Raw genomic sequence first — 26,555 nt, 5'->3', positions numbered from 1 at the left:
CGGCCCCACCTGGACCTACGGCTACACGGCGGACTCGCCCACCGCGGCGGGCACGACGACGGCCAAGGACCCCGAACTGCACGCCACCAGGTACGCGCACGACGGCAACGGCCGGGTCACCGAGGTGTTCGACGCGCTGGAGCGCAAGCGGTCGACGAAGTTCGACGCCAACAACAACATCGACTCCACGACGGACGCGATGGGTTCGGGCACGACACCGGGCAACGTCACCGACTACGGCTTCGACACCCGCAACAACCTGGAGACCGCCACCGCACCCACCGGCGCCAGGACGGTCAACTCCTGGCAGACCATCGCCGGCGGTGACGTGCCCAAGGACTCCACCAACGCCGACGGCGAGAAGACCAGCTTCACCTACGACACGGCCGGCAACACCACCTCGGTGGCGCAGACCGGCACCGGCGGCGGCAACGTCTCCTTCGACTACAACCCCGCCACCCCGGCCTGCGGCGGCTTCGAGGGCCAGCGCTGCAAGGCGAAGACGAAGATGACGTCGACGAAGACCGTCGTCACCGACTTCCACTACGACGCCAAGGGCAACCTGGAGTGGGTCCAGCCCCCGGCTCCGCTGGACAGGACCACCTTCACCTACGACGACCTGGGCCGCACCAGGACGGTCACGGACGCCCGCGGCATCACCAAGACGTACACCTACGACCACCTCGACCGCATCCGCACCGTCACCTCACCGAACACGGTCAAGGTCGAGTACTGGTACGACGGCGACGGCAACCTGATGCAGCGCTCCGACGGCACGGGCACGGTGAAGTACGAGTTCGACCCGCTCCAGCGCGAGACGGTCCGCCACCTCCAGGACGGCTCCCAGACCCTGCTCGCCTACACCCCGGCCGGCAACGTCGACTACTACCAGGACCCCGCAGGCAAGGTCGACTACACCTGGAACGAGGTCAACAAGCTCAAGGAACTGAAGGACCCGCAGGGCCGCGTGACCACGTACGAGTACAACAACAACGACGTCCGCACCACGACCACCTACCCCGGCGGAACGGTGCACAAGGTCGACGTCGACAACTCCAGCCGCCCCAGGACCATCAAGGCCACCTCCCCGCAGGGCACCCTGGTGGACCTGGCCTACACCTACGGCTACGGCACCAACGCCGCCACCGACGGCAGCAAGATCCGCACCAGCACGGACCACGTCCGCACCACCAAGCGCACCTACTCCTACGACGGCGCGGGCCGCTTCTCCTACGCCAAGGAGGAGAAGTCCGGGGCGGTCACCGACTCCTGGCAGTACTGCTACGACCTGGCCGGCAACCTCACCTCGCAGGGCACCGACCCCGGCTGCCCGCGCGGCACCACCTACACCTACAACGACGCCCAGCAGCTCACCGCCAAGTCCAGCACCACCGGCGCCTGGTCCTACGATCCGATCGGCAACGAGACGGCCGGCGCCTCCACGGACGACTACGCCCGCACCGGCGAGACCTACACCGACCACTCCCAGCTGACCTCGATCACGGTGGGCGGCAAGGCGTACGCCGGCCAGTACGGCTCCACCGACCAGAGCGAACGCATCCGCCTCGGCGACACCTTCTTCCACAACGGCCCGCTCGGCCTGTCCGCGAAGACAACTGCCGGTGCTGACATGGGATTTACCCGCGAACCCGGGGGCACGCTGAACTCCATGACGACCGGGGGCAAGACGTACTACTACCTCACGGACGCCATCGGCAGCGTGGTCGCCCTGGCGGACGCGGACGGCAACAAGGTCAACAGCTACGCGTACAGCCCCCGCGGCGTGCGCCTGCTGGCCCAGTCGTCCGAACCGGTCGCCCAGCCCCACCGCTTCGCCGGCAACTACCAGGACCCCACCGGCCTCTACCACCTCCAGCACCGCTACTACGACGCCAACATCGGCCGCTTCACCCAGCCCGACCCCTCCGGCCAGGAAAAGAACCCCTACCTCTACGCCGAAGGCGACCCCGTCAACCGCATCGACCCCAACGGCACACTCAGTTTTGGCGGGGTGGCCGACGCCCTGGGCCCGATCGGAGATGCCGTCACAGGCGTAATACACCTTTCAGAAGGGGACACCAGGGCGCTCTGGGGCGATGTAGCGGGCGTAGTAGCAGGCGGATTGACCGCCGCAGCATGCGGTGCGGCAGTCGCCGCTTCGACGCCTGCAACGCTGGGAGGTTCGCTGGGAGCAACTGCAGGCTGCTATGCGATTTCGTGGAGCGTTGGCCAGATCGCTTCCAATGCTGTTAGCGGTGGCTGACACATGAAAGCAGGGCCGGACGTAACATCGTCCGGCCCTGCACGATCCGAAAGGACAGGAATGCCGAACGTCGGATGGTCTCTCGAGCAGCGCGCGGCCGTGAAGAGGTGGATGCTTTTCGCAACTCTTTTCGCGGTAGCGGGTGTAATCCTGTCGCTATTCTTGATGGCGACAGGGAACAATGGGGGCTGGGTACTGCTGGCGATAACGGTTGGGATTTACGGGTCCTGCTATCTATTCGTCGGGAACATGAAGAAGCAGCAACCGCGTTAACGGCACCGGCCATCCGCCTCGCGTCGTATGCCTGGCGCAATTGGTGATCGAACCATCCCCGCGGGTGCGGGGAGCGGGCAGCCGTGTTCGTCGCGCTGGGACCATCCCCCACCACGGCGGCCCCGGGCATCGCCGGCAGCATCAGCCGCTTCACGGTGAGCGGCGTCCCGGACCCCGACCACGCGGAACCCACCCGCACGTTGGAGGCAATGCACTTTGAGCACCTGGTGTTCGCCCACTCTGTGCACTCCGCACCCGGTGCGCACGGCTGACCGAACTAGGGTCCGTCTTCAAACGGATCTTGCCCAGAGCAGGATCGATGCGAGGGTGACCGCCGCTTCGTAGGAAGTGGCGGTCTTTTCGTATCTCGTGGCGACCCCGCGGAAGCCTTTGAGCCGGTTGAAACAGCGCTCGATTGTGTTGCGTCGTCGGTAGGTTCGGGCCTGCAGCGCGGCCGGCCCGGGCCGGTGCGGGGAACACGGATCCGTTCCAGAAGAGGCCGTGCGCAGACACTGTCGTGGCGCTGGCCGGGCGTCACCAGGACTGCGAGCGGGCGGCCCTTGCCGTCACAGGCGAGGTGGATCTTGGTGGTCAGTCCGCCCCGGGATCGGCCGAGGGCGTGATCGACCGGTTCGTCCGGCCGGTGTCTCCCCCTTCTCGGCCGGTGGCGGCGGCGTGCTGGTGGGCGCCCACGGCGGGCGCGTCCGCCTCGGCCAGCGCTTCCACATACTGCTCCAGTCCGATCACCCGGCGCCTGAGCACCTCTTCCGCGTCCGCCAGAGCCGCCCGGACCCGCTCCAGCTCGGCTTCGAGTTCCTCCACCAGCACCACCACGGCCTTCTTCCGCATCTCCAGAACCGCCCGCATCGATGGCATCCGCCCCCCACGACATCTCGGTCAGCAACGATCCGAGACTCCCGCGACAACTGCGATCTCATGCCTGCCCAGCAAAAGCCGCACATGAGGTTCGGAAAGAGAACGACCTCTCAACGCCCGTTGAATAGGCCCCACTCCCCAAGCCGGAAACAGCCGCCAATCTCCCCTGCCTACAGGCGCGCCAACCACACTGCGCAAAATCCAGCACCACACCCAGTCACCTGAGCAGAACAGAACAGCCAGCTCACCCCACGTACCGCCCATCGCCAGCACTTCAACCCGACGCCAGCCTCCCCGGGGAAGCAGAGGTACCACCCAGTACAGCTGAGCAACAGCAGGTCACATCAAGATCAATAAGCCCGCACGACAGGTACGTCACACCGGTAGGGGTGGCGTGTAGATCATTGCCAGGGCGGTGTGGGCGTGCCGTCTGGGTCCAGACCGTTGGGCCACCACCTTGTGTGGATTCTTCTGGAAGGTTTCTTCAGAAGGTTGCGGCTCATGCCTTGGTCAACGGCCTGCCGGGCGAAGGTCTCGGCACCCCTCCAATCCCCGGTCTTCTCCCGCATCTCGGCCAGGCGGATCAAGGCACTGGGGTCGCCCAGGTCGGCGGCCTGCCGGGCGAGGGTCTCGGCCTCCTCCCGATCACCAGCCTCCTCCCGCAGCACGGCCAGGCGGATCAAGGCACTGGGGTCGCCCAGGTCGGCGGCCTGCCGGTAAAGGATTTTGGCACCCTCCCGATCTCCAGTCGCCTCCCGCAGCACGGCCAGGCGATACAAGGCCTCGAAGATGCCGTGGTCGACGGCCTGCCGGGTGAGGGTCTCGGCCTCCTCCCGATCACCAGCCTGCTCCCGTATCTCGGCCAGGGGGACCAAGGCGTAGGTGTCGCCTTGGTCGGCCGCCTGCCGGTAGAGGCTCTCGGCACGCTCCCGAGCCCGCTCCCGCCCCATAGCCGGGTGGGACAGGACGCATGGGTCACTGCCCTCCGCCCCCGGCCGGGCCGGGATCTCAGCCCTCTCCCAATCACCAACCTCCTCCCGGCCCACGGTCAGGTGGGCCAGGGCGTCGGGGTTGCCGTGGTCGACGGCCTGCCGGTAGAGGCTCTCCGCGCCTTCCCGATCCCCAGCCCGCTCCCGCCCCACAGCCAGGTGGAACAGGACGCCGGGGTCACCGTCGGCGGCGACCTGCCGGGCGAGGGCCTCGGCACCCTCCCGATCACCAGCCTTCTCCCGCAGCACGGCCAAGCGGTACAAGGCGCCGAAGTCGCCGTGGTCGGCCGCCTGCCGGTAAAGAATCTCGGCACCCTGCCAATCCCTCCTCGACTCCCGCAGCTCGGCCAGGCTGTACAGCGCGTTCATGCTGCCGTGGTCGGCGGCGCGGTGTAGGAGGTGGTGGGCCCATTGCAGGCGGTGCCGGTTCTCGGCTGCTCGGGTGAGGTTGTTCAGGTCGTCGGGGTGGGTGAGGTGGGTGTGGGCGGCGTGCCAGAACGATGCGGGCGGGCACAGGTGGCGGCGGGTGGCGCGGCCGTGTTGTTCGAGGTAGTCGGCGAGGCGGAACACCGGCCCCGTCGGGCACGGTGAGGGGGCGCTGTCCGGGGAGGGGCCGGGTGGGCGTCGTTGTGGCCGCGGGGTGATGCGGCTCAGTGGGGCGTGCTTGCCGTGGACGTGTTCGGCGAGTTCGGCGTAGGCCTTTTCTGCCCAGTCGTCGGTGAGCTGGTTCCAGTCGGTGTCGTGGAGGTAGTCGGCGGCGGCGTCGGTGAGGAAGGCCTGCGGCAGGTGGAGGCCGACGCCGAGGCGCCGGGCGTCCATCGCCGCTTCCAGCAGTGCTCGGGCGGCCGGGCTGCCGGTCTGATAGCGCTCCAGGAGCGCGGGGCCTCCGGCAAGATCCTGAGCAAGGCGCCCGTCCTTGCCGGCGCGGGTGAGGGCGCCGGACAGCATCCGGTCACCGCGATCAGCCTTTATCCTCGCCTCGGCCAGGGCGCGGTCGTCGAAGGCTTCGGGGATGCGCACGGTGCGGCCGATGAGCAGCTCCCGCGCCCGGCTGTGCGGATCCGGCGCCCCGGCAGGGGGCAGGGCGGTGTACTCCTTGGCGTAGCCGGGCCACAGCGTGCCCAGCACCAGCACCGGAGCACGCTCGAGGGCGCTGACCAGGCTGTGGAGCGCGGCGGCGATCCGCTCACCGGTCTCCCGGTCGCCTAGGTAGTGCTGGGCCTCGTTCAGCCACACCACGGTCCGGGGGCCGACCCGGGCCAGGTCCTTGAGGGCGGCCACGGCGCGGGTGGGGTCGAAGGGATGCCACAGCCGCCATCCCTGCTCCGCCAGTGGCTGCACGGCTTCCCAGCACGCCCGCGTCTTGCCTGTCGAGGAGGAGCCGACCAGGACCAGCATCCGGCTGTGGCCGGCCGCCGCGTCCCGCACCGCCTCCGCCAAGATCCGGTCGTGCTCGCGGGGCACATAGCCCGGCAGCAGCCACTGCCTGGGCGAGCCGGTGCCGTTCTGGGCGCTGTCGGCCGGGTGGACCTCCAGCGCATGCGGATCCCACTGGCCGATCGGACGCCCCGGCCCATCTGCTGTGACCGTGCCCGGCTCCTCGGCCGCGACCCGCCGCAACTCCAGCAACTCCCCCGCCGGCAACTTCAGCGCGCGAGCCAGCGCCGCCACCGTCTCCGCAGACGGCACAGGCTTGCTGGGCGAGAATGCCTCCGAGACGGTGGTGCGCCCCAGCCTTGCCTGGGTCGCGAGCCGCGTCTGGGTCAGCCGGGCTCTGGCCAGCCCGTCGCTCAGCTTCTTACGCAGTTCGGTCAGCGCCGAGTCCGGGGTGTGGCCGGCCTGTTCGTCGTGCACGCGCGCCCCCGCGGGTGGTGAGGTGTTCGCCGGTGTTCATCTTCGTCCCGGCGAACCCCGGCGCACACCGATTCCGCCACCTTCGTCCATGCCAACATCCCAATTTTGATGGGAGTCTGCCGTGAACGTCGCCGTTCTCCTCCTCACCGCCGCGCTCGTGCTCGTCGTCGCGGTGCTGGCCGCCGCCGGGGCGGGCAAGCTCGCCCGCCTGGACGGCGCCACCTACCCCACCGCCCTCACCCACGCCGCCACCGCCTTCACCACGGTCCTCACCCTCGCCACCGCGGTGGCCGGTGCCCTCACCGCCCTCCTCACCTGATGCAGCCCACGGTCTAGTGTCCTGCGCCAGTAGTTGATCGTTAGTTGTGGTGCGACTTCTGCTGCTGGTGCGTCAGTTCCCCGTCGAGGCCCGAAGCTGGAACCGTTGCTGCTGTCTGATGACGAGCGGGTGGTGTTGGCGCGATGGACGCGTCGGGCGACATCGGCCCAGGCCCTGGCCCTGCGCGCGCGGATCGTGCTGGCGTGCGCCGGGCCGGAGGTACCACCGATCGTCGCGGTCGCCCGCGAGCTGCGGGTGGCCGCCGACACCGTCCGTAAGTGGCAGCGCAGGTTCCTGGCGAAGCGGCTGGACGGCCTGGTCGACGAGCCCCGGCCGGGCCGGCCGCCCACCATCAGCGTTGATCAGGTGCAAGCGGTCGTGGCCACGCCCCTGGGCACGCGCTTACGTACGAACAAATCCAACGTCGAACACTGGTGCCGCGGCTCTGTGCCTCGCGGGAATACACCCACGTTTCTTGCGGTCGCGCTCTCCCGGCGCCTGGGCCGTCTGCTGACCCCTTGGACGCGCAGGTGATGGTCCAGGTGGAGGTGGCGGTCATGGTGTAGCGGGCGCGGGGCTTGTCGGCGGAGGTGCAGGTGCAGCAGTGCCCGCAGTCCGGGGAAGCGGCCGCGCCGGTGCTTGCCCGGTAGGGGGTGCCGGGGCCGGTGCACGTCGCCGTGGCGCCGTCGCCCATGTCCCAGCGGACGGCCGTGACGCGGGCGGTGGCGGTGACGGTCATGCCGCCCGCGCTCGCCGACGCCGACGCTGGCCCGTACGTGGTCGGGCCGGGGCGCACCCACATCCACATCGGCATCCCCACCAGATACCTCCCGGCCGCGCGCAGGCTGGCGATGTCCGGGCTTTTCAGCTCCATCTGGTCCACCGCACTCCGGGCGACAACGGCCGGATCGATCGCGGGAGCCCCGGGAGCGGCGCCGTCGGGCAGCCACATCCACACCGTCCGCCCACCTTCGCACCGCACCTCGTAGACCGCACCGTCCTCGCCCGGCCGGCCGGGACGGTAGCTGATGCTGCCCTCCAGCGGCTGCGGCGACATCCCTCGTGGGCGCACTTCGGCGCATCCGACGCCGCCTCCGAGCCCGAGCTGGAAGAAGCGGGCGCGCGACGACGACAGACTGAATCCGGGAGGAAAATTCCCGCCCCGCGTTCACGATCAAGGACGTTCCCGCCCCTTAGCTCATGACCGGCTCACCGCCGCGCACGTATGGGGAAGAGGGAGATGCACCGATGGACCCGGCCACGACCGTCATCGTCTTAATCGTCACCGCCAAGACCTTCACACTGCTGGCACTCTGGCTGCGCCTACGCTGGCAGGCGCGCCGCGACCAGGACCGGCACCACTACCTTCTCGGCGTCACCGAGAAGGTCTCGGCCGGCGACCGGGTCGAACTGAACGACCGGCACCGTGACGGCCACCGCCTGCACGTGACGATCATCCGTACTCCGGCCGGTGGGGAGGATCAGGCCGCGTGAGCACCCACGACGCAGCAGACGGTGCCGAGCGTCCGTCCACCGCGCTCCCATCCGTCGGCCCGCCCGGACAACGTCACCATGCCCGGCAGCAGAAGGACGCCGAGTTCTCCGCCTTCTACCGGACTCGCATCCGCTCCTTGGTCGTGTTCCTGGCCAGCCACGGCGCCGACGTGCAGACCGCCGCGGACATCGCCCAGGAAGTCATGACCCACGCCTACCGGAACTGGGCCGACATCACCCACCCCAAGGCGTGGGTGTACAAAGCTGCCTCCCGCGCCCTCGCCCGCAGGATCGCCTCCGTCGAAGAACCCGTCGACGAAGTACCCGAGCCCACATCCCTGCTGGCCCGCCCCGACGCCATCGCGGAATGGGAGGCGACGCATGACGTGCTGCCCGTGCTGCGCAGCCTCCCGCCGAGACAGCGCCAGATCCTGGCCTGGACCCTGGCCGGCTTCACCCCCACCGACATCGCCGAGCTCCTCGGCCTGCGCGCTGAGACCGTACGCGCCAACCTCATGAAAGCCCGCCGCTCCGCGGCCGCCTACCTCACGGCACGGGAGGAGGAACAGTGACCGACCACCGAGCACACCACCACGACGACCAGACGGTGGACCGCCGGCTCGCTCAGCACCAGCATGCCCTGACCAGCGCACTGGACGACGTCCTCGACGTCGAAGCCGGACTGCGCGAGATCCTCATCCACTCCCGCCAGGACACCGCCGCTGACGACCTCGACACCGTCCTGGACACCGAAGCCGGACTCGCCGCCATCCTGCCCCCCACCCCAGAACCAGCCGCCCCGCCCAGCACACACCGCGCCCCCCACGACCACACCGGCGCACAGGAACTCCTCCGCACCCTCAGCCCTTCAGACCGCATGACCCTGCGCGACCATCCCCACGTCAAACAAGCTTTCCGAGACCTCGCCCGCGACCACGATTTCCTCGCTCCCGCCGTGATCATCGTCCGCCCTCTCAACCTCATCCTCGACCTCGCCTTCGACCTCGCCCGCGACCTCAACCGCGACCTCGATCTCGCCCTCCTCGGCCGCCGCCTCAACCGCAACCTCGGCTACGCCCGTGACTTCGCCGGCCGCTTCGCCCACAACCTCGACGGCTCCATCAACCGCGACTTCCAACGCGCCCGCGCTCGCGCCCGCTACATCAACGGCCTCCTCGACCTCGCCCTCAGCGACGACCACGCCAGCGACCGCGACTTCCGCCTCGACCACGACCTCGACTTCCAACGCGCCCGCGCCCGCGCCCGCGACCTCAACTCCATCCTCGACCTCGCCCTCGCCCGTGCCAGCGACCTCGACCTCGACCTCGACCATGCCAGCGAGGCGGCGCGCACCGTCGTCCGCACCGTCGTCGATGTCCGCACTACCGAGGTTGGCCGGGCCATCGGTGCGGCGCTCCGCCGAGAGCCCCCCATGCTCGATAAGAACTCGCTGCACACGCTCCTGGATGACTTCACCACCGCCGACTTGAGCGACGTCGACCTGACCGGCATGGATCTCAGCGGAGTCCACTGGTCGGAACGTGGCACACAGTGGCCGCCGGTCCTCGATGTCGAAGACCTCAAGGCCCGCTCCGACGAGACCCCGCGCGGCAGCGGAACCTGGATCGTCCGCTCCGGAACCGCCAGCATCCGCGACCCGGCCGAACTATGAGGAGAGGTGGCGTGATGACTGCGGGTCTGCACAGCTGCCCGGCGTCCCAGCAACCCGAAACTCCAAAAATATCCGACTGCGTTGCCCCGCCAGTGCCGACGCGGTTCGCCTCGGCCCCACCGCTCCGCCACGCCTTCCACGGGGGTCAGCGACTGCAGTAGCTGCTCGACGAGTTCGGCGTACTCGTCGCTGACGTCCCGGGAGACCACCCAGGTCAACGAGGAACTTGGGCCGTCTCCAGGAGTTCCCGGTACGTGTCCTGGGGGCTCGGGTCCAAGAGGGCACGCACAGCACGAACGGTGTCCTTCATGTCCCGCTTCGACGGCCGTCCCTACGACGAAAACGCCGAGCGGCTGGTGCTGCGGGCTGTCCGCGAGGCGTGACGCAGAACGGCAGGGGTGTGCGGCGGGGTCCGCACGCCCTTGGGCCAGGACGCGGGGGATCGTAGGATCAGCAGGTCATCGCCGCGACGGGAGACAGGAAGCCGGTGCGAGTCCGGCACGGTCCCGCCACTGTGACCGGGGAGTGCACCCTTCGACACGCCACTGCGCGCCGCGCGGGAAGGCCAGGGGGAGCGTCGATCCGGGAGTCAGGACACTGGCCTGTCGCGGGCCCGTTCCGAGGAGCGCGGACTCCCCAGGAGGCTTCACGTGTACGACGGCACGTCCCGTCCCCCGCTGTTCACCCCTGCCCGCCGACGCCGCGCCCTGCGGGCGGCGGCCGCGGCCGTACTGTCGGCGGCCCTGCTGACCGCCGGCTGCGGATCGTCTCAGGACACCGCCAAGGACGCGAAGGCCGCGGCCTCGTCGGCCGACGGCTTTCCGGTCACCGTCGACAACTGCGGCGTGAAGACGACGTACGACAAGGCGCCCGCCCGCGTCGTCACCATCCACCAGCACCCGGCGGAACTCATGCTCTCCCTGGGCCTGAAGGACCGCATGGTCGGCACTGCCTTCTCCGACTCCGCCGTCCTGCCCGAACTGAAGAAGGACTACGAGGCGATCCCGGAACTGGCGAAGAAGGAGCCGTCCTTCGAAACCGTCCTGGAGGCCGAACCGGATCTGGTCTACGGCGGCTACGGCAGCGCCTTCGCCGAGAATGAGGGCCGCTCCCGCTCGGCATTCGCCGACGCCGGCATCGACACCCACCTCAACCGCGAGTACTGCGGCAAGAAGCGGGTCACGATGGCCGACACCTACGACGAGATCCGCACCATTGGCAGGATCTTCAACGTCTCCGGCCGGGCGGACAAGCTGGTCTCCGACCTCCAGGCGCGGGTCGGCAAGGTCACCGACGCCGTCGAGGGCGAGCCCGAGGTACCCGTCTTCGTCTACGACAGTGGTGACAAGACCGCCTTCACCGCGGGCGGCAAGAGCCTGGGCACCGAACTGATCCGGCTGGCCGGCGGCGAGAACGTCTTCGCCGGCCTCGACGACGTCTTCGGTGACGTCTCCTGGGAACAGGTCGTCGAACGCAAACCAGAGGTCATCGCGGTCTACGACTACGCGGGCGCCGGAAGCGTCGAGCAGAAGAAGAAGTTCCTGCTCGCCCAGCCCGCTCTGCGGGACGTGCCCGCCATCAGGAACAAGCGGTTCGTCGTGCTGCCGTTGACCGCCACCCTGGTCGGCGTGCGGTCCGCGTACGCGGTGGAGGACCTGGCCCGCGGCATCCACCCCGAGAGCTTCCGGTGACGGCTCCGGTCACCGACGACGCCACCGGGCGGGCCGTGAAACCGGGGAAACAGGACGACAGGCGGGCCGGGCCGGCCGGTCTCACCGTCACGCTCGTCGTCCTGGCCACCCTGCTGATGGTCTCCGCCACGGCGGGCCTGGCGATCGGTTCGGTTCAGGTGCCGCCCGGCCAGGTGTGGGGCATCGTGACGCACGCGCTGGGCGCCGACTGGGCGGAACCGGACTGGTCGCGGGCGCGGGAGACCATCGTGCTGGACGTCCGCGCGCCCCGCGTCCTTCTCGGGGCGGTGGCCGGCGCCGGACTCGCGGTCGTGGGCACCGCCCTGCAGGCTCTGATCCGCAACCCGCTCGCCGAGCCCTACCTGCTCGGAGTCTCCTCCGGGGCATCCCTGGGCGCCGTTGCGGTGATCGTGTTCCAGGTCACCCTGTTCGGGCCGGTTTCGCTGTCGGTCGCCGCGTTCGCGGGGGCACTCGGGGCACTGCTGCTCGTCTACGTCACCGCCCGCACCGGCGGTCGGATCACGTCGACCCGGCTGGTCTTGTCGGGTGTGGCCGTCGCCGCAGTACTGACCGCCGTACTGGACCTGCTGCTGCTGACCACCGACCGGGGCAATGAAGCCCGCGCGGTCCTCGCCTGGACCCTCGGCGGCCTCGGCGGCGTCAACTGGGACACTCTCTGGCTGCCCAGCGCCGCCCTGCTCTTGGGCATCGCCGTCCTCTTGGTGCAGGCCCGCAACCTGAACCTGCTCCTCGCCGGCGAGGAGGCCGCCACCACTATGGGCCTTGATGTAGCCCGCTTCCGCGCCCGCATGTTCGTCCTGCTCTCCCTGGTCACCGGCATCCTCGTCGCGGCGTGCGGACCGATCGGATTCGTCGGCCTGATGCTGCCGCACATCGTCCGCCTCGTCGTCGGCGGCGACCACCGCCGCGTCCTTCCCACGGCCGCGCTCGGCGGCGCCGTCTTCCTCGTCTGGGCCGACATCGCCGCGCGCGTTGTCGCCGCACCCATGGAGATCCCCGTCGGCGTGCTCACGGCCCTGTGCGGTGGCCCGTTTTTCCTGTGGCTACTGCGCCGCGACGCACGGCGGACCACCGACCGAGGAGAGGCATGACCGCCACTGAACTCGTCATCGACGGCGTCACCCTCACCGCCGGCGCACACCGCCTCGTCCAAGACGTCTCCCTGACGGCACGCCCCGGGGAGGTCATCGGGCTAGTCGGGCCGAACGGCAGCGGCAAGTCCAGCCTGCTGCGCGCCGTCTACCGCGTCCTGCGCCCCGTGACCGGCCACGTCACCGTCGACGGCGCCGACGCCTGGTCGCTGCCCGTACGGCAACTCGCCCGGACCGTGGCGGCAGTGGTGCAGGAGTCGGGCGCCGACTTCGACCTCACGGTGCGCGAGGTCGTCGCGATGGGCCGCACCCCGCACAAACGGCTGCTCGACGGGGACACCCCCGAAGACGCCGAACTGATCGAGACGGCCCTGGAATCAGTACACGCCACCGACCTGGCCCACCGCCCCTTCGCCCGCCTCTCCGGCGGCGAACGCCAACGCGTCCTCATCGCCCGCGCGCTGGCCCAGCAGCCGTCCCTGCTCGTCCTGGACGAGCCGACCAACCACCTCGACATCCGGCATCAGCTGGACGTCCTGGGCATCCTGCGCCGCCTGCCGGCGACGGTCCTCGTGGCCCTGCACGACCTCAACCTCGCGGCCTACTACTGCGACCGACTGTACGTCCTGCGCGACGGCACGGTCACCGCCTCCGGCCCGCCGGCTGCCATTCTCACGCCCCAACTACTGAAGGAGGTCTACGGCGTGACGAGCGAGGTCACCGTCCATCCCCGTACGGGCGCCCCCCAGGTCACCTTCCTCCCCGGCGAGCCGCACCCGGCCGCACCGGCCACGGCGGATCAGTCCTTATCGTGACGGCTGCCACCTACCGCCTCACATAGGCGGACGGGTCGCGGTGGCAGTACGCAGGTGCCGTCGGGGTGAAACAGGACTGGTGGCGTGGGGTGCAGGTGCGCGCAACAGGGCTTCACGGACTGAGAGCGGCGGTGTCCCACACCAGGAGCAAGTCTGCGTTGTCCTGGGTCATCAGGTGTTTGCCGTCGCCATCGGCTCTGGTCGGCCGACGGTACCTGGGAGCGGCTGTTCCAGCACGTCCAGGCGGCCGCCGATGCCGACGGCGAGCTGCGGCAGCTGCGCTGCGGTGGCCTGAAGCGGAGGCAGACTCGGAGCGAGGCCAGAACTGATCGGTACAGCAGGATGCCGCTTCTGTGCTGCACCGATGCTCACCAGTACGTGGGTGGAGCAGGCTGTCGGCGACCGAGGCTTCGGGGGCCGGCCGGGCCATCTGCCGGTCGGTGTCCACGCCGCCGTCACAGAGCTGGGGTGCGCATAGCGGTGATCATGCCGGTTCTGCGCGTCAGCCGCCGGGGGCCGGCCGGACGAGGCCGCTCTGGTAGGCGATCACGACCAGTTGCGCTCGGTCGCGTGCGTGGAGTTTGGTCATCGCGCGGGAGATGTGGCTGCGCACGGTCAGAGGGCTGAGGACCAGTTGGTCGGCGATCTCGTGGTTCGACTTGCCCAGCGCGGCCAGCGCCATGACCTCGCGTTCGCGTTCGGTGAGCAGGCTGAGGCGTTCCGGCGTGGTGAGGGGCACGTGGTCGGCCGGGGTGGCCAGGAAGCGGGAGATCAGGGCACGGGTGGCCGTGGGGGAGAGCAGGGATTCGCCCGCGGCCACGGTGCGGATGCCTGCCAGCAGGACGTCGGGGCCGACGTCCTTGCCGAGGAATCCGCTCGCCCCGGATCGCAGGGCCATGGCGACGTTCTCGTCGTTCTCGAACGTGGTGAGGATCAGAACCCGGGTGCTCGACAGTTCGGTCCGGGCGCAGATGTCGGCCGTGGCGGCCAGCCCGTCGGTGTCGGGCATGCGGATGTCCATGAGGACGACGTCGGGACGGTGCTCGAGGGTGAGCTCTACGGCCTGCCGGCCGTCGGCCGCCTCCGCCACGACGGTCATGTCCGGATCGGAGTCGATGAGGATGCGGAACGTGGCCCGCAGCAGCGCTTGGTCGTCGGCGAGCAGAACTCGGATGGTCATGAGGTGCTTTCCTCGGAGCTGGGAAGGGGGAGCGAGCAGGCCACTTCGAAACCGCCATCGGAGCGCGGGCCGGCGTGGAAAGTCCCGCCTGCCGACAGGGCCCGTTCGCGCATGCCGAGCAGTCCGAAGCCACGGCTGCGGTCGGGGGGGCCGGGAGCGGTCCTGGGACGTGAGCCGGAGTCGTTGGTGATGGTGAGTGTCAGGTAGTGGCGGGTGTAGTTCAGCCGGACTCGTGCGGAGGGTGTGGCGGCGTGCTTGGTGATGTTGGTGAGTGCTTCCTGGACGATCCGGTAGGCCGTGAGGTCCAGGCCGGGCGGGAGTGGTCGTGGCCGGCCCTCGGTGGTGACGGAGACGTCCAGGCCCGCTGACGCGCAGGTCGCGAGGAGCTGCGGCAGCTGTTCCAGGCCCGGCGCGGGAGCCAACTCCTGGGAGTCCGTGTCCTGGCGCAGCAAGCCGACGGTGGCCTTGAGCTCGCGGAGGGCCGAGGCGGTCACTTCCGGCAGTTTCGCGATCATGGCGATGGCCTGGTCGGGATGGGTCCGGGCCAGATGGGCGGCGGTGCCGGCCTGGGCGTTGGCGAGCGCGAGATGGTGGGCGACCACGTCGTGCAGTTCTCGTGCGATGCGCATGCGCTCCTGGATCACCCGTCGACGCGCCTCCTCTTCCCGCTCCTGGGCGACGTGCTCGGCGCGGGCAATGGCGTACTCGCGGCGCACGCGCACGTAGCTGCCGAAAGAGGCGACCATCAGAACCCAGGCTGCCGGATTGACCAGGCCGATGATCCACTCGTGCGGAGAGTCGGTGGTGAGGAAGCCGGTGAGCGCGATCCCGGCCGCTGCCGCAAGGGCGCTGTACCAGGTGGTCCTGCGTTCGGGACGCAGGCTCACGGTGTACTGCGCAACCAGCATCGGGCCCATGAGCAGCGGCGTCAGGAGGTACCCCAGGAAGCCCTCGGTCATGATGCATGCCGTGGTCACCAGCAGTACGACAAAAGGGTGGCTGCGGCGGCGCAGCAGGACGGCGCAGGCGACGGCGGACAGCACGAGGCCGGGCCACAGGACGAGCGGTTCCACGGCGACCGTCCGCGTGAGGAAGACGCCGCCCACGGTGAAGGCGAGCAGCAGGCTCGTGGTGACCAGGTGGGCCATGTGAGGGCGGTTGGTGGCGCGGTGCTTCCATCGTTCGGTCATCGTCGTACTCCGAGGTGGGCCAGCCGGTTCAGGGTGGCAGACGCGCCGCGGCGCCGTTGCACGGCGCCGCGGCGCGTATTGAGGCGGCCTCGTGTCAGACAGTGCGGGCCGGCTCTCGCGTGTGAGCCTCAGCGCCCGTCGCAGCGGATGCCTGCGTCTGGGAGGTGAGTGCGGCGCCCTCGACGTCGACTCGGGGCAGCGCCTTGTCGAGCCACCGGGGCAGCCACCATGCCTTGTCCCCCAGCAGGGCGAGTACAGCGGGCACCAGGGCCATGCGGACGACGAAGGCGTCGAAGAGGACCGCGACAGCGAGACCGAACCCGATCGTCTTGATCATGGACTCTCCGGACCCGATGAAGCCGGAGAACACCGCCATCATGATCACGGCCGCGGCGACGACCACGCGGGCACTGTGCCGGAAGCCGCTCACAACGGCATGGGCGGGGCGCTCACCGTGGACGTACGCCTCGCGCATGCGGGCGACGAGGAAGACCTCGTAGTCCATGGCCAGGCCGAACACGATGCCTACCAGGAAGATCGGCATGAGGCTCATGATCGGGCCGGTCTGCTCCACTCCCAGCAGTTCGGCGCCCCAGCCCCATTGGAATACCGCAACGACCGTCCCAAGCGAGGCGAGGACCGACAGCAGGAAGCCGAGGGCCGCCTTGACGGGTACGAGGATCGAGCGGAAAACCACCATGAGGAGCAGCAAGGACAGCAGCACGATGACGGCCAGGTAGGGCACCAGGGCGTCCTGCAGGGCCTGTGCGATGTCGATGTTCATCGCGGTGCTGCCGGTGACCTCGAAGGTCGCACCGGTGTCCGCCTCCAGAGCGGGACGCTCCGCCCGGATGGTCTGGACGATGTCCTTCGTGGCCTCCTCGTTCGGGCCGGTGGCCGGCACGGCGGAGAAGAGTGCGGCGTCCCCGGCCTGGTTGAACTGCGGGGGCGTGACGGACACGACGCCTTTCGTGTCCTTGATCTGCTCGGCCACCGCGGTCGCTGCCGCATGCGGGTCAGCGGCTCCCTTGACGTCGGCGACGATGGTCAGGGGGCCGTTGAAGCCCGGACCGAAGCCGTCGGCCAGAGCGTCGTAGGCACGTCGCTCCGTCGTCGACGTGGGCTTCGCCTCCGCGCCGGGCATGCCCATCTCCAGCTGAGCGGCGGGCAGAGCCAGGGCTCCCAGACTGGCCACGCCCAGCAGAAGGACCGCCAGGGGCCGCCTCATCACAAAGCGCGCCCACCGGGTCCCGCCACTGCCGGCGGTCCCGGAGCGGCGCCCGGTGCCGCCGTCCCGCTTGCCGGGCTTACGGACCTTGCGGGACAGGACGGCGTTCGGCCACATCCCGAGCAGCGCGGGCACAAGGGTCAGGGCGACCAGGACGCCGACGGCGACCGCTCCGGCGGCGCACAGGCCCATCTTGGTCAGCATCGGCACGCCGACCACGGTCAGGCCGGCGAGCGCGATGATCACGGTCAGACCGGCGAAGACCACGGCGGAACCGGCCGTGCCGACCGCGAGGCCCGCCGCTTCCCGCGGGTCATGTCCGTTCGCGCGCTCCTCGCGGTATCGGGAGACCACGAAGAGGGCGTAGTCGATGCCGACCGCGAGCCCCAGCATCGAGGCGAGCGTGCCGGTGGTCATGGACAGCCCTAGGACGCTGCCGAGGGCGAGGATCGCGCACATGCTGACACCGACGCCGATGACGGCGGTGAGCAACGGCAGCCCGGCCGCGGCCAGGGAGCCGAAGGTGATCAGCAGGACGACGGCGGCGAGGGCGATGCCGATCGCCTCGGCCGACCCCCCTGCGGCCGGCTGCGAGGCGAGAGCGGTGCCGCCCACCTCCACCGTGAGCCCCGCTTCGCGGGCCTGGTCGATGGCCTTTTCAAGGCTCTTCTTGCTGGCGTCGGTCAGGTCATCGGCCTTGACCTTGTAGTCGACCGTGGCGTAGGCGGTCGAGGCGTCCTTGCTCACCGCGTGGGCTTCGAAAGGGCCGACGGCGCTGTCCACCTGTGCGCCCTCGGCGACGGTGGACACCAGCTCGTCGATGGCGGCCCGGTTCTCTTCGGCCGTCACCTTCTCCCCGCCGGGGGCGATGAACACGATGCGGGCATTGGCGCCGTTGGCGTCCGAGCCGGGGAAGCGCTCCCCGATCAGGTCGAACGCCTTCTGGGCCTCGATGCCGGGCATGAACGACGTGCCCTCGTCACCGGCGGCAGGGGCCTTGACGGCGCCGAGACCGACACCGCCGAGGACCACCACCCACAACAAGGTCACGAGCCAGCGCCGCCGGAAGGCGGTTCGGCCCAGTCGGTACAGGAAGGTAGCCACGAGAAGGTCTCTCCCAAAGTGGGTCTCAGGTAGATACCAAGGCTGTCCTTCCAGGTGCTGCCGGAGCATCGTGCCGGTGCCGTGACCTGGTCCTCGTGGCCATGCAGCAGGCAAGAGGCCGTCCTCGTGCGAGACGAGGACGCCGTTCTCCTACCTGAGGATGACCGCAGGGCGAAGAGACCCGGCCGCAACATCGGGGTCGCAGCAGGCATGGACGATCGGGCGGGGTGAGGACAACCCAGCTGCGGACCGCGCACTCGACCTGGCAGCTATTGGCAGACGGCCAACTGGTCCGAACGGCTCCCCAGGCACGGGCCAGCCAGCGGCGCGTGCCATCCGCACATAATCAAAAATTGGGTTCCATGACCTGCCGCCCGACCTGGAGCGCCACGCACCCTGCACGAGTGGCACATGCGCTTCCTGCGGCACATCGACACCAAGACCAGCATGCTGCTGCGGCGGCAGGCAGAGGGGAGGCACGGTCGCCGGGTCAGGCCGGTGCCGCCGGAGTGGATTGTCGAGCTGGGTATCGTGCCGGCCGCCCGCCGGTGCAGGTCCACGCCGGCCCCTGCCACATGGCGGGCAGGCGGCGCCAGTCGGTCGGCCGCGAGGAGGCCCGCCGTCTGCTGGCCACCGGGCTGCGGGCCCCACTGCGAACCCGACGTTCAGCTGCGCATCATCGACTTATCCGTCCCCGCACCACGCCCACGACAGGACGCCGCCACAACGCTGAGCCAGGGCCACCGCCCATGAGCCCTCCCCCGCCGTCGGTCGCCGAGCCGGACCCTCCGTCCTGACCTGCTCCCGGCGAGCGCGTAGGACCGTGCGCGACCTGACAGCGCAGGACGCACAGGTACGGGCCCGGCATCCGCCAGCTCGGTGGACAGCGCAACGCCGGTGCCGACTTCGTCGGGCGGGAGGCCGGTGGTGTCGAGCAGCCGGCCGTCCGGCGGGCCCGGTGACCAGTTTGGCCAGGACGTTTCTTTGGGTCATGTGAGTAGGCAGAACGAGGGCCGGATGGTCAGCTGAGTTCGGTGCGGCGGTGGTGCCCGTTGCTCAGTGACCGGGAGTAGGGGCGGTCATTGCCGGTCTGGTTCCTGGAGCGTGGGGGTGGGGTCGTGGTGGGGGTCAGGCCAGTTGGAAGGAGCGTTTGGCGAGGCCGACCATGTAGCCGTCGATGACGGTTCGGGCGGGCTGTTCGGGGTTCTTGGCAGTACCGAGGGTGATGAAGATGGGGAGGTAGTGCTCGGGGGTGGGGTGGGCGTAGGGCATGCCGGGTGCGCGGGTGTAGGAGGCGAGTTCGTCGACGTCGCCGCGGGCGAGAGCGTCGGCGGCCCAGTCGTCGAAGCCGGAGGACCAGGCGGGGACGGTGCCGTGGAGCATCATGTCGCGGGTGATGTGGGGCAGGCCGTGGACCATGAAGCCGGAGCCGATGACGAGGACGCCCTCATCGCGCAGGGGGGCCAGGCGGCGGCCGAGGGTCAGGAGGCGCTGGGGGTCGTGGGTGGGCATGGACATCTGTACGACGGGGATGTCGGCCAGCGGGTACATGGCCATCAGGGGGATCCAGGCGCCGTGGTCGAGGCCGCGGGTGGGGTGCTGGTGGAGGGGTTCGGTGTCGGGCATCATCGCGGCGAGGCGGGCGGCGAGGCCGGTGGCGTCGGGGGTGGCGTAGCGCATCTGGTAGTAGCGCCGGTGGAAGCCGCCGAAGTCGTAGTACAGCGGTGTGCCGGCCGCGGGGGCCGACAGCATCAACGGGGCGTCCTCCCAGTGCGCGGAGACGATCACGATGGCCTTGGGCTTGGGCAGGGACAGGGCCCAGTCGGAGAGTTCGCGCAGCCAGGGGCCGTCGTCGAAGAGGGGCGGGGCGCCGTGGCTGAGGTATATCGCGGGCAGGGGGCCGTCGGCCGGTGTCCAGGGGCGGTGTGCGGCGGCCCGGGTGAGGGCGCCGGGGAGGAAGGCGTCGTAGGCGCCGGCGGGGGTGGCGGGGTTCAGCAGGTCGGGCATGGTGGTCTCCGTGGCGGCTGCGGGCCGTCGAGCAGGCGGGGGTGGGTGTGGGATGGGGATCGGTGCGCCGCAGCCGCCCGGGGCAGGGGGTGGTGAGGGATGCGGGTCAGGAGTGGAGCATCGGGGGGCAGGTGCGGCCGGGGTCGATGGCGTCGGTAACGCGGCGGCTGATCTCCCGCAGTTGCCTGGCCTGCGCCTTGGTCAGGGGGTCGATGACCAGGCGGCGTACTTCGGCGACGTGGCCGGGGGCGGTGGCCACGACCTTGTCCCAGCCGGCGTCGGTGAGGACGGCGAGGGTGAAACGGCCGTCGGCGGGGTCGGGGGTGCGGGTGAGCCAGCCCTTTTTCTCCAGGCGCTTGGCGGTGTGGGAGAGCCGGGAGAGGGAGGCTTCGGCGAACTCCGCCAGGTCGCTCATCCGCAGGGTGCGCTCGGGGGACATGGAGAGCCCGGCGAGGACCTGGTACTCGAAGTGGGAGATGCCGGCGTCCCGCTGAAGCTGGGCGTCCAGGGCGGCGGGGAGGCTGACCAGCATGCCGACCATGGCAAGCCAGGTCTGCTGTTCCTCGTCATCCAACCAGTTCGGCTCGTCGGTGTTCATACCCCCACAATAATTTGACGCTTCAAGCGCGACGGCGACTGTCTCATGCATGGGTGTACCTCCCGCTCCGCGGCTGGACGGATCAAGGGCTGGGGCCTTCCCCGCCGACGGGGAGGGGGCAGCTCGCAGGTCAGCCGCGGGGGGTGTCGTTCAGGGGAAGGGCGCGCAGGTAGGCGGCGACCGCGATGGCGGCGACCGCCACATGCATGAGCATCAGGGCGATGATTCCGGCGGCGTCGGCGTGCGGCTTGTAGTCGCTGAAGAACATCATCAGGTCAGGGACCAGGGACACGACGACCACGGCGGGAACGAGCCGAGTCAGCAGAGCCCGCGGATCGGCCGAGCGGCGTCGGACGACCGCCCAGCCGGCCGCGCCGATGAGGACGCCCAGGACGGTGAAGGAGATGTAGGCGCCGGGCTGCAGGGGCTGGAAGTCGTCGGAGGCCCCCGCCGCCAGGGCGATCAGGGCGATCACCGCGTTGGCGACGCCCGCGGCCACGATGCTTCCCAGCAGCCATCCGGCGACCGCGCCCCGTCCGGGCGCCTGCGTTATGGACGTGGCCGAGGGTGCGGAAGAGGGTGAGGTGGACATGAGGATCTCCTTGAAAGGGGACGCGTGACGGAGGAAGGCGGCGACGCGGGACCGGCGCCCGTGAAGAACGGCGTGTGCGGCTGGTTCAGTCGGCGAGTGCAGCGGTGAGGGTCGCGCGCAGCGCGGTGGTGGGCCGTCCGATGAGGCGGGAGAGGTCACCGGTGGTGCCGGCCAGGCGGCCTTCTGCGGTGCCCGCGTCGATCGCGACGAGCATCTCCACCACCGGCTCGGGCAGACCGGCCTCGGTCAGGGCCCGGAAGTGCGCCTCGGCGGGCAGGTCCTGGTAGGTGACCTGGGTACCGGTGACCGCGGTGATGTCTGCGGCGACGTCGTCCATGGTGAAGGCGGTGTCGCCGGAGAGCTCGTAGACGGTGTTGTCGTGGCCGTCGCCGGTGAGGACCACGGCGGCGGCTGCGGCGTAGTCGGCGCGCGAGGCCGAGGAGATGCGGCCGTCGCGGGCGCTGCCGATGATGACGCCGTTGGCCGCGCCCTGCTGGGCGGCGGGGATGTAGTTCTCGTTGTACCAGCCGTTGCGCAGCAGGCTGTAAGTCAGGCCACTGGCCTTGATCGCTTCCTCGGTGGCCTGGTGCTCGGGGGCGACGGGCAGGGTAGAGGTGTCGGCGTGAAGGACGCTGGTGTACGCCAGAAGGCCGGCGCCCGCGTCCTTGGCGGCGTCGATGACGGCCTGGTGCTGCGGGATGCGGCGGCCGACCTCGCTGCCGGAGATCAGCAGGATCTTCTCGGCGCCCTCGAAGGCGGCCTTGAGGGTGTCGGGGCGGTCGTAGTCGGCCTCGCGGACCTGGACGCCTTGTTCGGCGAGGTCGGCGGCCTTGTCCGGGGTGCGGACGGCCGCAACGATCTGGTCGGCGGGGAGGCGGGTCAGCAGGTCCTGGACGACCAGGCGGCCGAGCTGGCCGGTGGCTCCGGTGACGATGATCACGAGAAGGGCTTTCCGTCGGTTCTGTCAGGGATGCAGGCCACCGCCCTTCCGGGCGGGGTGGGCGGAGCTGGGCAGCGGGGCAGGATGGTGGTCCGGGTCAGTCGCCGACGTTGACGATGATCTTGCCGCGAGCGTGGCCGGCGGCGAGGGTCGCCAGCCCTTCGGCGGCCCGCTCCAGGGGGAGGACGGCGGCGATGTCGGCCTTGACGGTGCCCTCGGCGGCCAGGGCGGCCAGCGGCTCGATGACCTCGCGGACCGGGGTGGCCATGATGTTGCTGCCGGTCAGCCCGGCCGCGGCGAGGGCCTGCTCGTCGGCGGCGTTCAGGGTGCTGGCGACCTTGCCGCCTTTGCGCAGGGCACTCAGGGGCAGCCCTTCGGCACTGCGGGAGACCAGGTCGATCAGGCCGTCGACGCCGTCCGGGTAGGCGGCGGTGACCTGGTCGGCGACCGGCGCGGCGGCGGTGTGGTCGACGACCGTCGCGGCACCCAGACCGGTGAGCCGATCGGCGTCGGCGGGCGTCCCGGTCGCCACGACGCCGACGCCACGGGCGGCGAGCAGCTGCACGGCGTAGGAGCCGACGCCGCCGGTGGCGCCGACCACCAGGACGACCTGCCCCGGCTGGACGTCGAGGGCTTCGACGGAGGCGTAGGCGGCGGTGCCGGCCAGCGGCAGGGCCGCGGCCGTGGCGAAGTCCAGTCCGGCCGGCTTGGCCGCCACCGAGGCGGCCGGGAGCAGTGCGTACTCGGCGAGGGTGCCGGCCTGGATCGGCGGGGCGAGCAGGACGTGTCCGAAGACCTCGTCACCGGGGGCCACATGGTCGACGCCCGCGCCGACCGCATCGACCACACCGGAGGCGTCCCGCCCGAGCACCAGCGGGTAGGCGTGGGGCATCATCTCGGCCATCATTCCCGAGGCCAGGGCGTTGTCGACGGCGTTCAGGGCCGCGTTCCTCACCCGGATCAGGACATGGCCGTCGGTGACCTCCGGGACGGGCAGGTCGGACACGGCGGGCTGGGCACCGGGCTCGGAAACGTTCAGTGCACGCATGGCGATCTCCGAAAGATTTTGGGTTCGATTTCGACTGGTTTGCGGCGAGATTAGAAGGCGTAAGATCCGAAGCGGCCCCACGCCACGACAGCGGCCAGGATCAGCAGGACGGCGTTCACGCCGATCATCTGCTGCTCCTTGCGGCGGGCGTGGACGACCGCAGCGCCGAGCATGAGGACCGCCAGCCCCGTGGCCGCCAGCGGCACCAGGACCGGCGCGACGTCCAGGGCCGCGGGCAGGGCCAGGCCGAGCGCGCCGAGCAGCTCCAGCGCGCCGATGGCCTTCACCGCACCAGCGGAGAAGTCGCCGGTCCAGCCCATCCCGGACGCGGCCAGCTTCTCCTTCGGCTGGGCGACCTTCATCAGACCGGCGAGGGCGAACGCGACGGCCAAGAGGCCCGCGATGATCCAGAGGGTGACGTTCATGGTGTCGGACCTTTCCCAATGACTTGAAGCTTCAAGTAAAGGTAGGCCGATTAACTTGAACCGTCAAGTGAAGTGGGGCGGTGCGTACGACGAGCACCGGCAGACCGGCTCCAGCGCAGCGGCTGGGCGCGGCCGACAGCCGCACGGCGGCTGCCGGCGTCGTGAGCGCTGCGCCCGTCGACCACCGAGGCGGCCACGGTGCGCGAGTGGCCGACGTGGGCGTCGGTCGGGATGGAGGGCGTGGTCTTCAAGCGGCTGGACGATCCCTACCGCCCCTCGGTGCGACTGGCAGAAGTACAAGACGCGCAAGACGACGGAGGCGGCGGTCGGCGCGGTATCGGGTTCTTTGACCTCGCCCCGGACACCGCTGGGCCGGTTCGGCCCGGAAGGGGCCTTCAGTACGTCGGCCGCACCACCACCCTCGCCAAGACGGCCGGTACGGCAGTGGCGGGGATGCCCCACCGGGCCCGGCGCGGGCATCCATGGACGGGCTGGTCGTTCTCCGCCGGGCGGGCCAGCAGGAAGACGCTGGTGGAGCCAGAACTGATGGTGAAAGTCGGCGTCGACGTCGCCCGCGACACCTCCGGCCGCTGGCGGCACGCTGCCCGCTGGCACCGGGCGCGCCCCGACCTCTCCCCTGCCGACTCCCCTGCTGGTCGCCAGCGAGGTGACAGCGGCACGGGCGCGGGCGCCGAGTTGGACCGGGTTCGCACCGCGGCTTCCGGACGGGTGATTTTCCCTTCGCGTACGCGTGCGCAGCTCCAGCCATACGGGTCCAACTCACCCCTTTTACGTATGATTGACAGCTTTTCATGTTCCTTGCCATGTTCTGTTCGCCGCTTCGGGCGAACGAGCGAGAGGTGATCTCATGCGACGAACCGAGTACGACGCGAGCCAGGCCGCCAAGCGTCTGAAGGTGCCCGCAGCCGCCTTCCGGTGGGCCCGCCACACCGGCCTCATCCCCGCCCCCGACGTGTCGTCGTCCCGGTGGTCCCGGGCCGCTGTGGAGGCGCTGGACGCCGACGCCTTCCGGGCCGCGATGCCCTCCCCGCCGATCAGCGGCGGCGCGGCGGCCGACCGGATCGCCGACGCGCTCGGCACCCCGAACGTGATCGGCGAGAAGGCGAACGTGACCGCGTTCGCCGGTTCGTCGACCGCGGCCTGCTGGTCGACCTCAGCGCGAACCCGGACGGAACGCTGCACCACCCCGACCAGGTCGACCAGGTCTGCCGCCGCGAGGACCTGGCGGACCTCGCCGCCGCCGACACCCCGCTCGGACCCGAGCAGGCCGCCGCCCGCCTCCGGGTCCGCCGCGCCGACTTCGACCACATGGTCCGGCTCGGATGGGTCCGCTCCCCCCAGTCGATCGAGGTCCGCTTCGGCACCAGCCGGGCCGGAGCCGTCGACGTCGCGCTCTACACCACGGCGTCCATCGACGCGGTGGTCGACGCCCACCCCGAGGTCGACTGGGAGCAACTGCGCACCGTGGAGAAAGGCCGGCGCTCTCCGCTCGCGGCGCTGCGCCCGGCACCCGCGCCCACACCCGCCTGAGGTGGCGGGCGCCCGTACAGCAATACGTCGGCGCTCCCCCGCCCGCCGCGTTCCAGCCGTCCAGGAAGGCGGCCAGGGCCCGGCGTTGCTCTTCCTCGCGGGCGATCTGCCGGGCGAGGACGTCGCGGTCGATGTACGGGGCGACGGCGGTGAGAACCAGGCGCTGAAGTTCGGCCGGCTCCAGCGCCTCCACCTCCCACTGCACCGGGCGACGGCGGGCGAAGGCCGGCCACTTCGGAATCGCCGCGCTTGCCCTCGGTCGCGGGCAGCTCATAGGGGTGTCGTCGTCCGGGTTGGGCTTGCCTGCCGGGGCTGACCCGCGGGTCGCGGAGCAGGTCAGCCCTCGAGGCCGCGTACGGCCTGACCCGTCACCGCGTTCCCAGCTCGGGGCCGCGCTGGTCACCGTGACCTTGGAGGCATCCGAGGCGCAGGCCCTGGCCGTACTGCTCAGCCGAGGTGACACACTCCCCCGGCAGGCGCAGCAGGCCGATGACGGCTGGGGTGCGGGCCCGGCGGAGACCGCGGCCGCCGTGCTCTCCGACGCACTTCATGCGTACGGAGCGGGCGCTTACGCACGAGTCCTGGCCTCGGGGCAGGTGAGCGCTGGCCTCACCCCACAGACCGCCCAGGCGGTGGTCACGGCCCTCAACGCCCGGACGGGCACCGCATCACGCGGCAAGCGGCGCGGGCTCGGGCCTGGTTTCAAGGGGGTCACCGTCCGATAGCGGGCGGTGCGGCGTTGTTCCATCCGTCGTGCGCCGGCGCTCGGCCTGGGCTCGGGAGCGGGCGCAGCGGCGGGAGGGTGCTCTGGCTGCTCGCTCCGTCGTGGAGGCGCGGCGGTGAACCGCTCCGGGATCGGTGGAGGCTCTATGCGTTGACGCCAGCCGCCGGTTGGGGCTGGTGTTGAGCGTAGTGGTCGGTTTCGTGCTCGTGGGGCGGGACGTCTCCGATCGCGGAGTGGAGGCGCTGGTTGTTGAACCAGTCGACCCATTCCGCGGTGTCGAGTTCGACGTCGGCAAGGCCGTGCCAGGGCTTCCGCGGTTTGATCAACTCCGTTTTGTAGAGGCCGATCTGGGACTCCATGAGTGCGTTGTCCAGGGCGTCGCCGACGGTGCCGATCGAAGCGTCGATGCCGGTGCTCGTTGCGATCTTCAGCCCGTGGCTGGTCAGAACACGGCAGATCGACTCGACTCCGAACACCTGGCGGTGTGCGTCGATGAACGCTACGAGCGTTTCGAGGGCCGGTCGAGCTCGGCGATGCTCCTATGTCAAGCCGCGGCGGGAAGCCGCATGTCGGCCGGTGACGCGGCGGGCTGAGCGTCGGACTCATCGGC

General features: G+C 70.2%; 24 protein-coding genes, 2 pseudogenes and 1 riboswitch. Of the genes and pseudogenes, 13 read left to right on the top strand and 13 right to left on the bottom strand.

Annotated features, from left to right (window positions below; all coding sequences use genetic code 11):
* A partial coding sequence (locus ACZ6KF_RS32265; protein ID WP_469241649.1) for an RHS repeat-associated core domain-containing protein occupies positions 1–2,263 on the top strand: 2,263 nt, incomplete at its 5' end.
* 550 nt (positions 2,264–2,813) lie between these two features.
* Here ACZ6KF_RS32265 and ACZ6KF_RS32260 read toward each other — a convergent pair.
* The 3 genes from ACZ6KF_RS32260 to ACZ6KF_RS32250 all read right to left on the bottom strand — a co-directional run bounded on the left by ACZ6KF_RS32260 (position 2,814) and on the right by ACZ6KF_RS32250 (position 6,255).
* Complete coding sequence (locus ACZ6KF_RS32260) at positions 2,814–3,119, bottom strand: transposase (RefSeq protein WP_469241655.1); 306 nt, start codon at positions 3,117–3,119, stop codon at positions 2,814–2,816.
* 8 nt (positions 3,120–3,127) lie between these two features.
* The gene (locus ACZ6KF_RS32255; RefSeq protein ID WP_469241657.1) at positions 3,128–3,403 is read right to left on the bottom strand and encodes a hypothetical protein; all 276 of its coding nucleotides are present in this window, start codon (positions 3,401–3,403) and stop codon (positions 3,128–3,130) included.
* 410 nt (positions 3,404–3,813) lie between these two features.
* The gene (locus tag ACZ6KF_RS32250; protein WP_469179206.1) at positions 3,814–6,255 is read right to left on the bottom strand and encodes a tetratricopeptide repeat protein; all 2,442 of its coding nucleotides are present in this window, start codon (positions 6,253–6,255) and stop codon (positions 3,814–3,816) included.
* A gap of 121 nt (positions 6,256–6,376) precedes the next feature.
* On the opposite strand from ACZ6KF_RS32250, the gene ACZ6KF_RS32245 reads away from it, so the two are divergent.
* The 10 genes from ACZ6KF_RS32245 (at position 6,377) to ACZ6KF_RS32200 (ending at position 13,358) form a co-directional block, all read left to right on the top strand.
* Complete coding sequence (locus tag ACZ6KF_RS32245) at positions 6,377–6,574, top strand: hypothetical protein (RefSeq protein WP_469179208.1); 198 nt, start codon at positions 6,377–6,379, stop codon at positions 6,572–6,574.
* 105 nt (positions 6,575–6,679) lie between these two features.
* Entirely contained in the window at positions 6,680–7,108 is a 429-nt protein-coding gene (locus ACZ6KF_RS32240; RefSeq protein ID WP_469241647.1) for a helix-turn-helix domain-containing protein, read from the top strand.
* A 158-nt stretch (positions 7,109–7,266) separates the two neighbouring features.
* Positions 7,267–7,563 (top strand): hypothetical protein, encoded by a 297-nt coding sequence (locus tag ACZ6KF_RS32235; RefSeq protein WP_469241645.1) that lies wholly within the window; start codon positions 7,267–7,269, stop codon positions 7,561–7,563.
* Positions 7,564–7,822: 259 nt separating this feature from the next.
* The gene (locus ACZ6KF_RS32230) at positions 7,823–8,068 is read left to right on the top strand and encodes a hypothetical protein (protein WP_469241643.1); all 246 of its coding nucleotides are present in this window, start codon (positions 7,823–7,825) and stop codon (positions 8,066–8,068) included.
* On the top strand, positions 8,065–8,640 hold the full coding sequence (locus tag ACZ6KF_RS32225; RefSeq protein WP_469179214.1) for an RNA polymerase sigma factor: 576 nt from the start codon (positions 8,065–8,067) through the stop codon (positions 8,638–8,640). Before ACZ6KF_RS32230 ends, ACZ6KF_RS32225 begins: the two co-directional genes overlap by 4 nt.
* Positions 8,637–9,740, top strand: coding sequence for a hypothetical protein (locus tag ACZ6KF_RS32220; protein ID WP_469241638.1), 1,104 nt, complete (start codon positions 8,637–8,639; stop codon positions 9,738–9,740). Before ACZ6KF_RS32225 ends, ACZ6KF_RS32220 begins: the two co-directional genes overlap by 4 nt.
* A 254-nt stretch (positions 9,741–9,994) precedes the next feature.
* Entirely contained in the window at positions 9,995–10,123 is a 129-nt protein-coding gene (locus ACZ6KF_RS32215) for a hypothetical protein (RefSeq protein WP_469241636.1), read from the top strand.
* Between the two features lie 57 nt (positions 10,124–10,180).
* Positions 10,181–10,360: riboswitch (cobalamin riboswitch) on the top strand.
* A 30-nt stretch (positions 10,361–10,390) separates the two neighbouring features.
* A complete protein-coding gene (locus ACZ6KF_RS32210; RefSeq protein ID WP_469241633.1) occupies positions 10,391–11,431 on the top strand; it encodes an ABC transporter substrate-binding protein in 1,041 nt (346 codons plus the stop codon).
* Positions 11,432–11,466: 35 nt separating this feature from the next.
* On the top strand, positions 11,467–12,543 hold the full coding sequence (locus tag ACZ6KF_RS32205; protein ID WP_469241653.1) for a FecCD family ABC transporter permease: 1,077 nt from the start codon (positions 11,467–11,469) through the stop codon (positions 12,541–12,543).
* Positions 12,540–13,358 (top strand): ABC transporter ATP-binding protein, encoded by an 819-nt coding sequence (locus ACZ6KF_RS32200; RefSeq protein ID WP_469241631.1) that lies wholly within the window; start codon positions 12,540–12,542, stop codon positions 13,356–13,358. Before ACZ6KF_RS32205 ends, ACZ6KF_RS32200 begins: the two co-directional genes overlap by 4 nt.
* 502 nt (positions 13,359–13,860) lie before the next feature.
* Here the strand turns inward: ACZ6KF_RS32200 and ACZ6KF_RS32195 are convergent.
* The 3 genes from ACZ6KF_RS32195 to ACZ6KF_RS32185 form a co-directional block, all read right to left on the bottom strand.
* Positions 13,861–14,538 (bottom strand): response regulator, encoded by a 678-nt coding sequence (locus ACZ6KF_RS32195; protein WP_469241629.1) that lies wholly within the window; start codon positions 14,536–14,538, stop codon positions 13,861–13,863.
* Positions 14,535–15,728 (bottom strand): sensor histidine kinase, encoded by a 1,194-nt coding sequence (locus ACZ6KF_RS32190; protein WP_469241627.1) that lies wholly within the window; start codon positions 15,726–15,728, stop codon positions 14,535–14,537. The genes ACZ6KF_RS32195 and ACZ6KF_RS32190 overlap by 4 nt, the downstream gene beginning before the upstream one ends.
* 94 nt (positions 15,729–15,822) lie before the next feature.
* Entirely contained in the window at positions 15,823–18,060 is a 2,238-nt protein-coding gene (locus ACZ6KF_RS32185; RefSeq protein WP_469241625.1) for an MMPL family transporter, read from the bottom strand.
* Positions 18,061–18,422: 362 nt separating this feature from the next.
* Here ACZ6KF_RS32185 and ACZ6KF_RS32180 point away from each other — a divergent pair, with 362 nt between their 5' ends.
* Positions 18,423–18,857 carry a DUF6233 domain-containing protein gene (locus ACZ6KF_RS32180; protein WP_469241651.1) on the top strand — a complete coding sequence of 145 codons (435 nt, stop codon included), beginning with the start codon at positions 18,423–18,425 and terminating at the stop codon, positions 18,855–18,857.
* 331 nt (positions 18,858–19,188) lie between these two features.
* On the opposite strand, the gene ACZ6KF_RS32175 is transcribed toward ACZ6KF_RS32180, so the two are convergent.
* The 6 genes from ACZ6KF_RS32175 to ACZ6KF_RS32150 form a co-directional block, all read right to left on the bottom strand.
* Positions 19,189–20,067: a dioxygenase family protein gene (locus ACZ6KF_RS32175; RefSeq protein WP_356635344.1), complete on the bottom strand. Its 879-nt coding sequence runs from the start codon at positions 20,065–20,067 to the stop codon at positions 19,189–19,191.
* A 106-nt stretch (positions 20,068–20,173) separates the two neighbouring features.
* The gene (locus tag ACZ6KF_RS32170; RefSeq protein ID WP_356635346.1) at positions 20,174–20,665 is read right to left on the bottom strand and encodes a MarR family winged helix-turn-helix transcriptional regulator; all 492 of its coding nucleotides are present in this window, start codon (positions 20,663–20,665) and stop codon (positions 20,174–20,176) included.
* 130 nt (positions 20,666–20,795) lie between these two features.
* Entirely contained in the window at positions 20,796–21,257 is a 462-nt protein-coding gene (locus tag ACZ6KF_RS32165) for a DUF6069 family protein (protein WP_356635348.1), read from the bottom strand.
* 85 nt (positions 21,258–21,342) lie between these two features.
* Positions 21,343–22,197, bottom strand: coding sequence for an SDR family oxidoreductase (locus ACZ6KF_RS32160; protein WP_469179226.1), 855 nt, complete (start codon positions 22,195–22,197; stop codon positions 21,343–21,345).
* 97 nt (positions 22,198–22,294) lie between these two features.
* Positions 22,295–23,245 carry an NADP-dependent oxidoreductase gene (locus tag ACZ6KF_RS32155; protein ID WP_469241623.1) on the bottom strand — a complete coding sequence of 317 codons (951 nt, stop codon included), beginning with the start codon at positions 23,243–23,245 and terminating at the stop codon, positions 22,295–22,297.
* A 50-nt stretch (positions 23,246–23,295) separates the two neighbouring features.
* Entirely contained in the window at positions 23,296–23,670 is a 375-nt protein-coding gene (locus ACZ6KF_RS32150) for a DoxX family protein (RefSeq protein WP_356635354.1), read from the bottom strand.
* An 868-nt stretch (positions 23,671–24,538) separates the two neighbouring features.
* Between ACZ6KF_RS32150 and ACZ6KF_RS32145 the strand changes: the two are divergent.
* Positions 24,539–25,221: pseudogene (locus ACZ6KF_RS32145) on the top strand (hypothetical protein).
* Positions 25,222–26,088: 867 nt separating this feature from the next.
* Here ACZ6KF_RS32145 and ACZ6KF_RS32140 read toward each other — a convergent pair.
* Positions 26,089–26,358: pseudogene (locus ACZ6KF_RS32140) on the bottom strand (integrase core domain-containing protein); the annotation flags it as partial.
* Positions 26,359–26,555 lie beyond the last annotated feature (197 nt).

The sequence above is a fragment of the Streptomyces sp. NPDC046379 genome (genome assembly GCF_055587785.1).
Note: the sequence above shows the minus strand (reverse complement) of the source record. Positions and strands in the feature narration are given on the sequence as shown.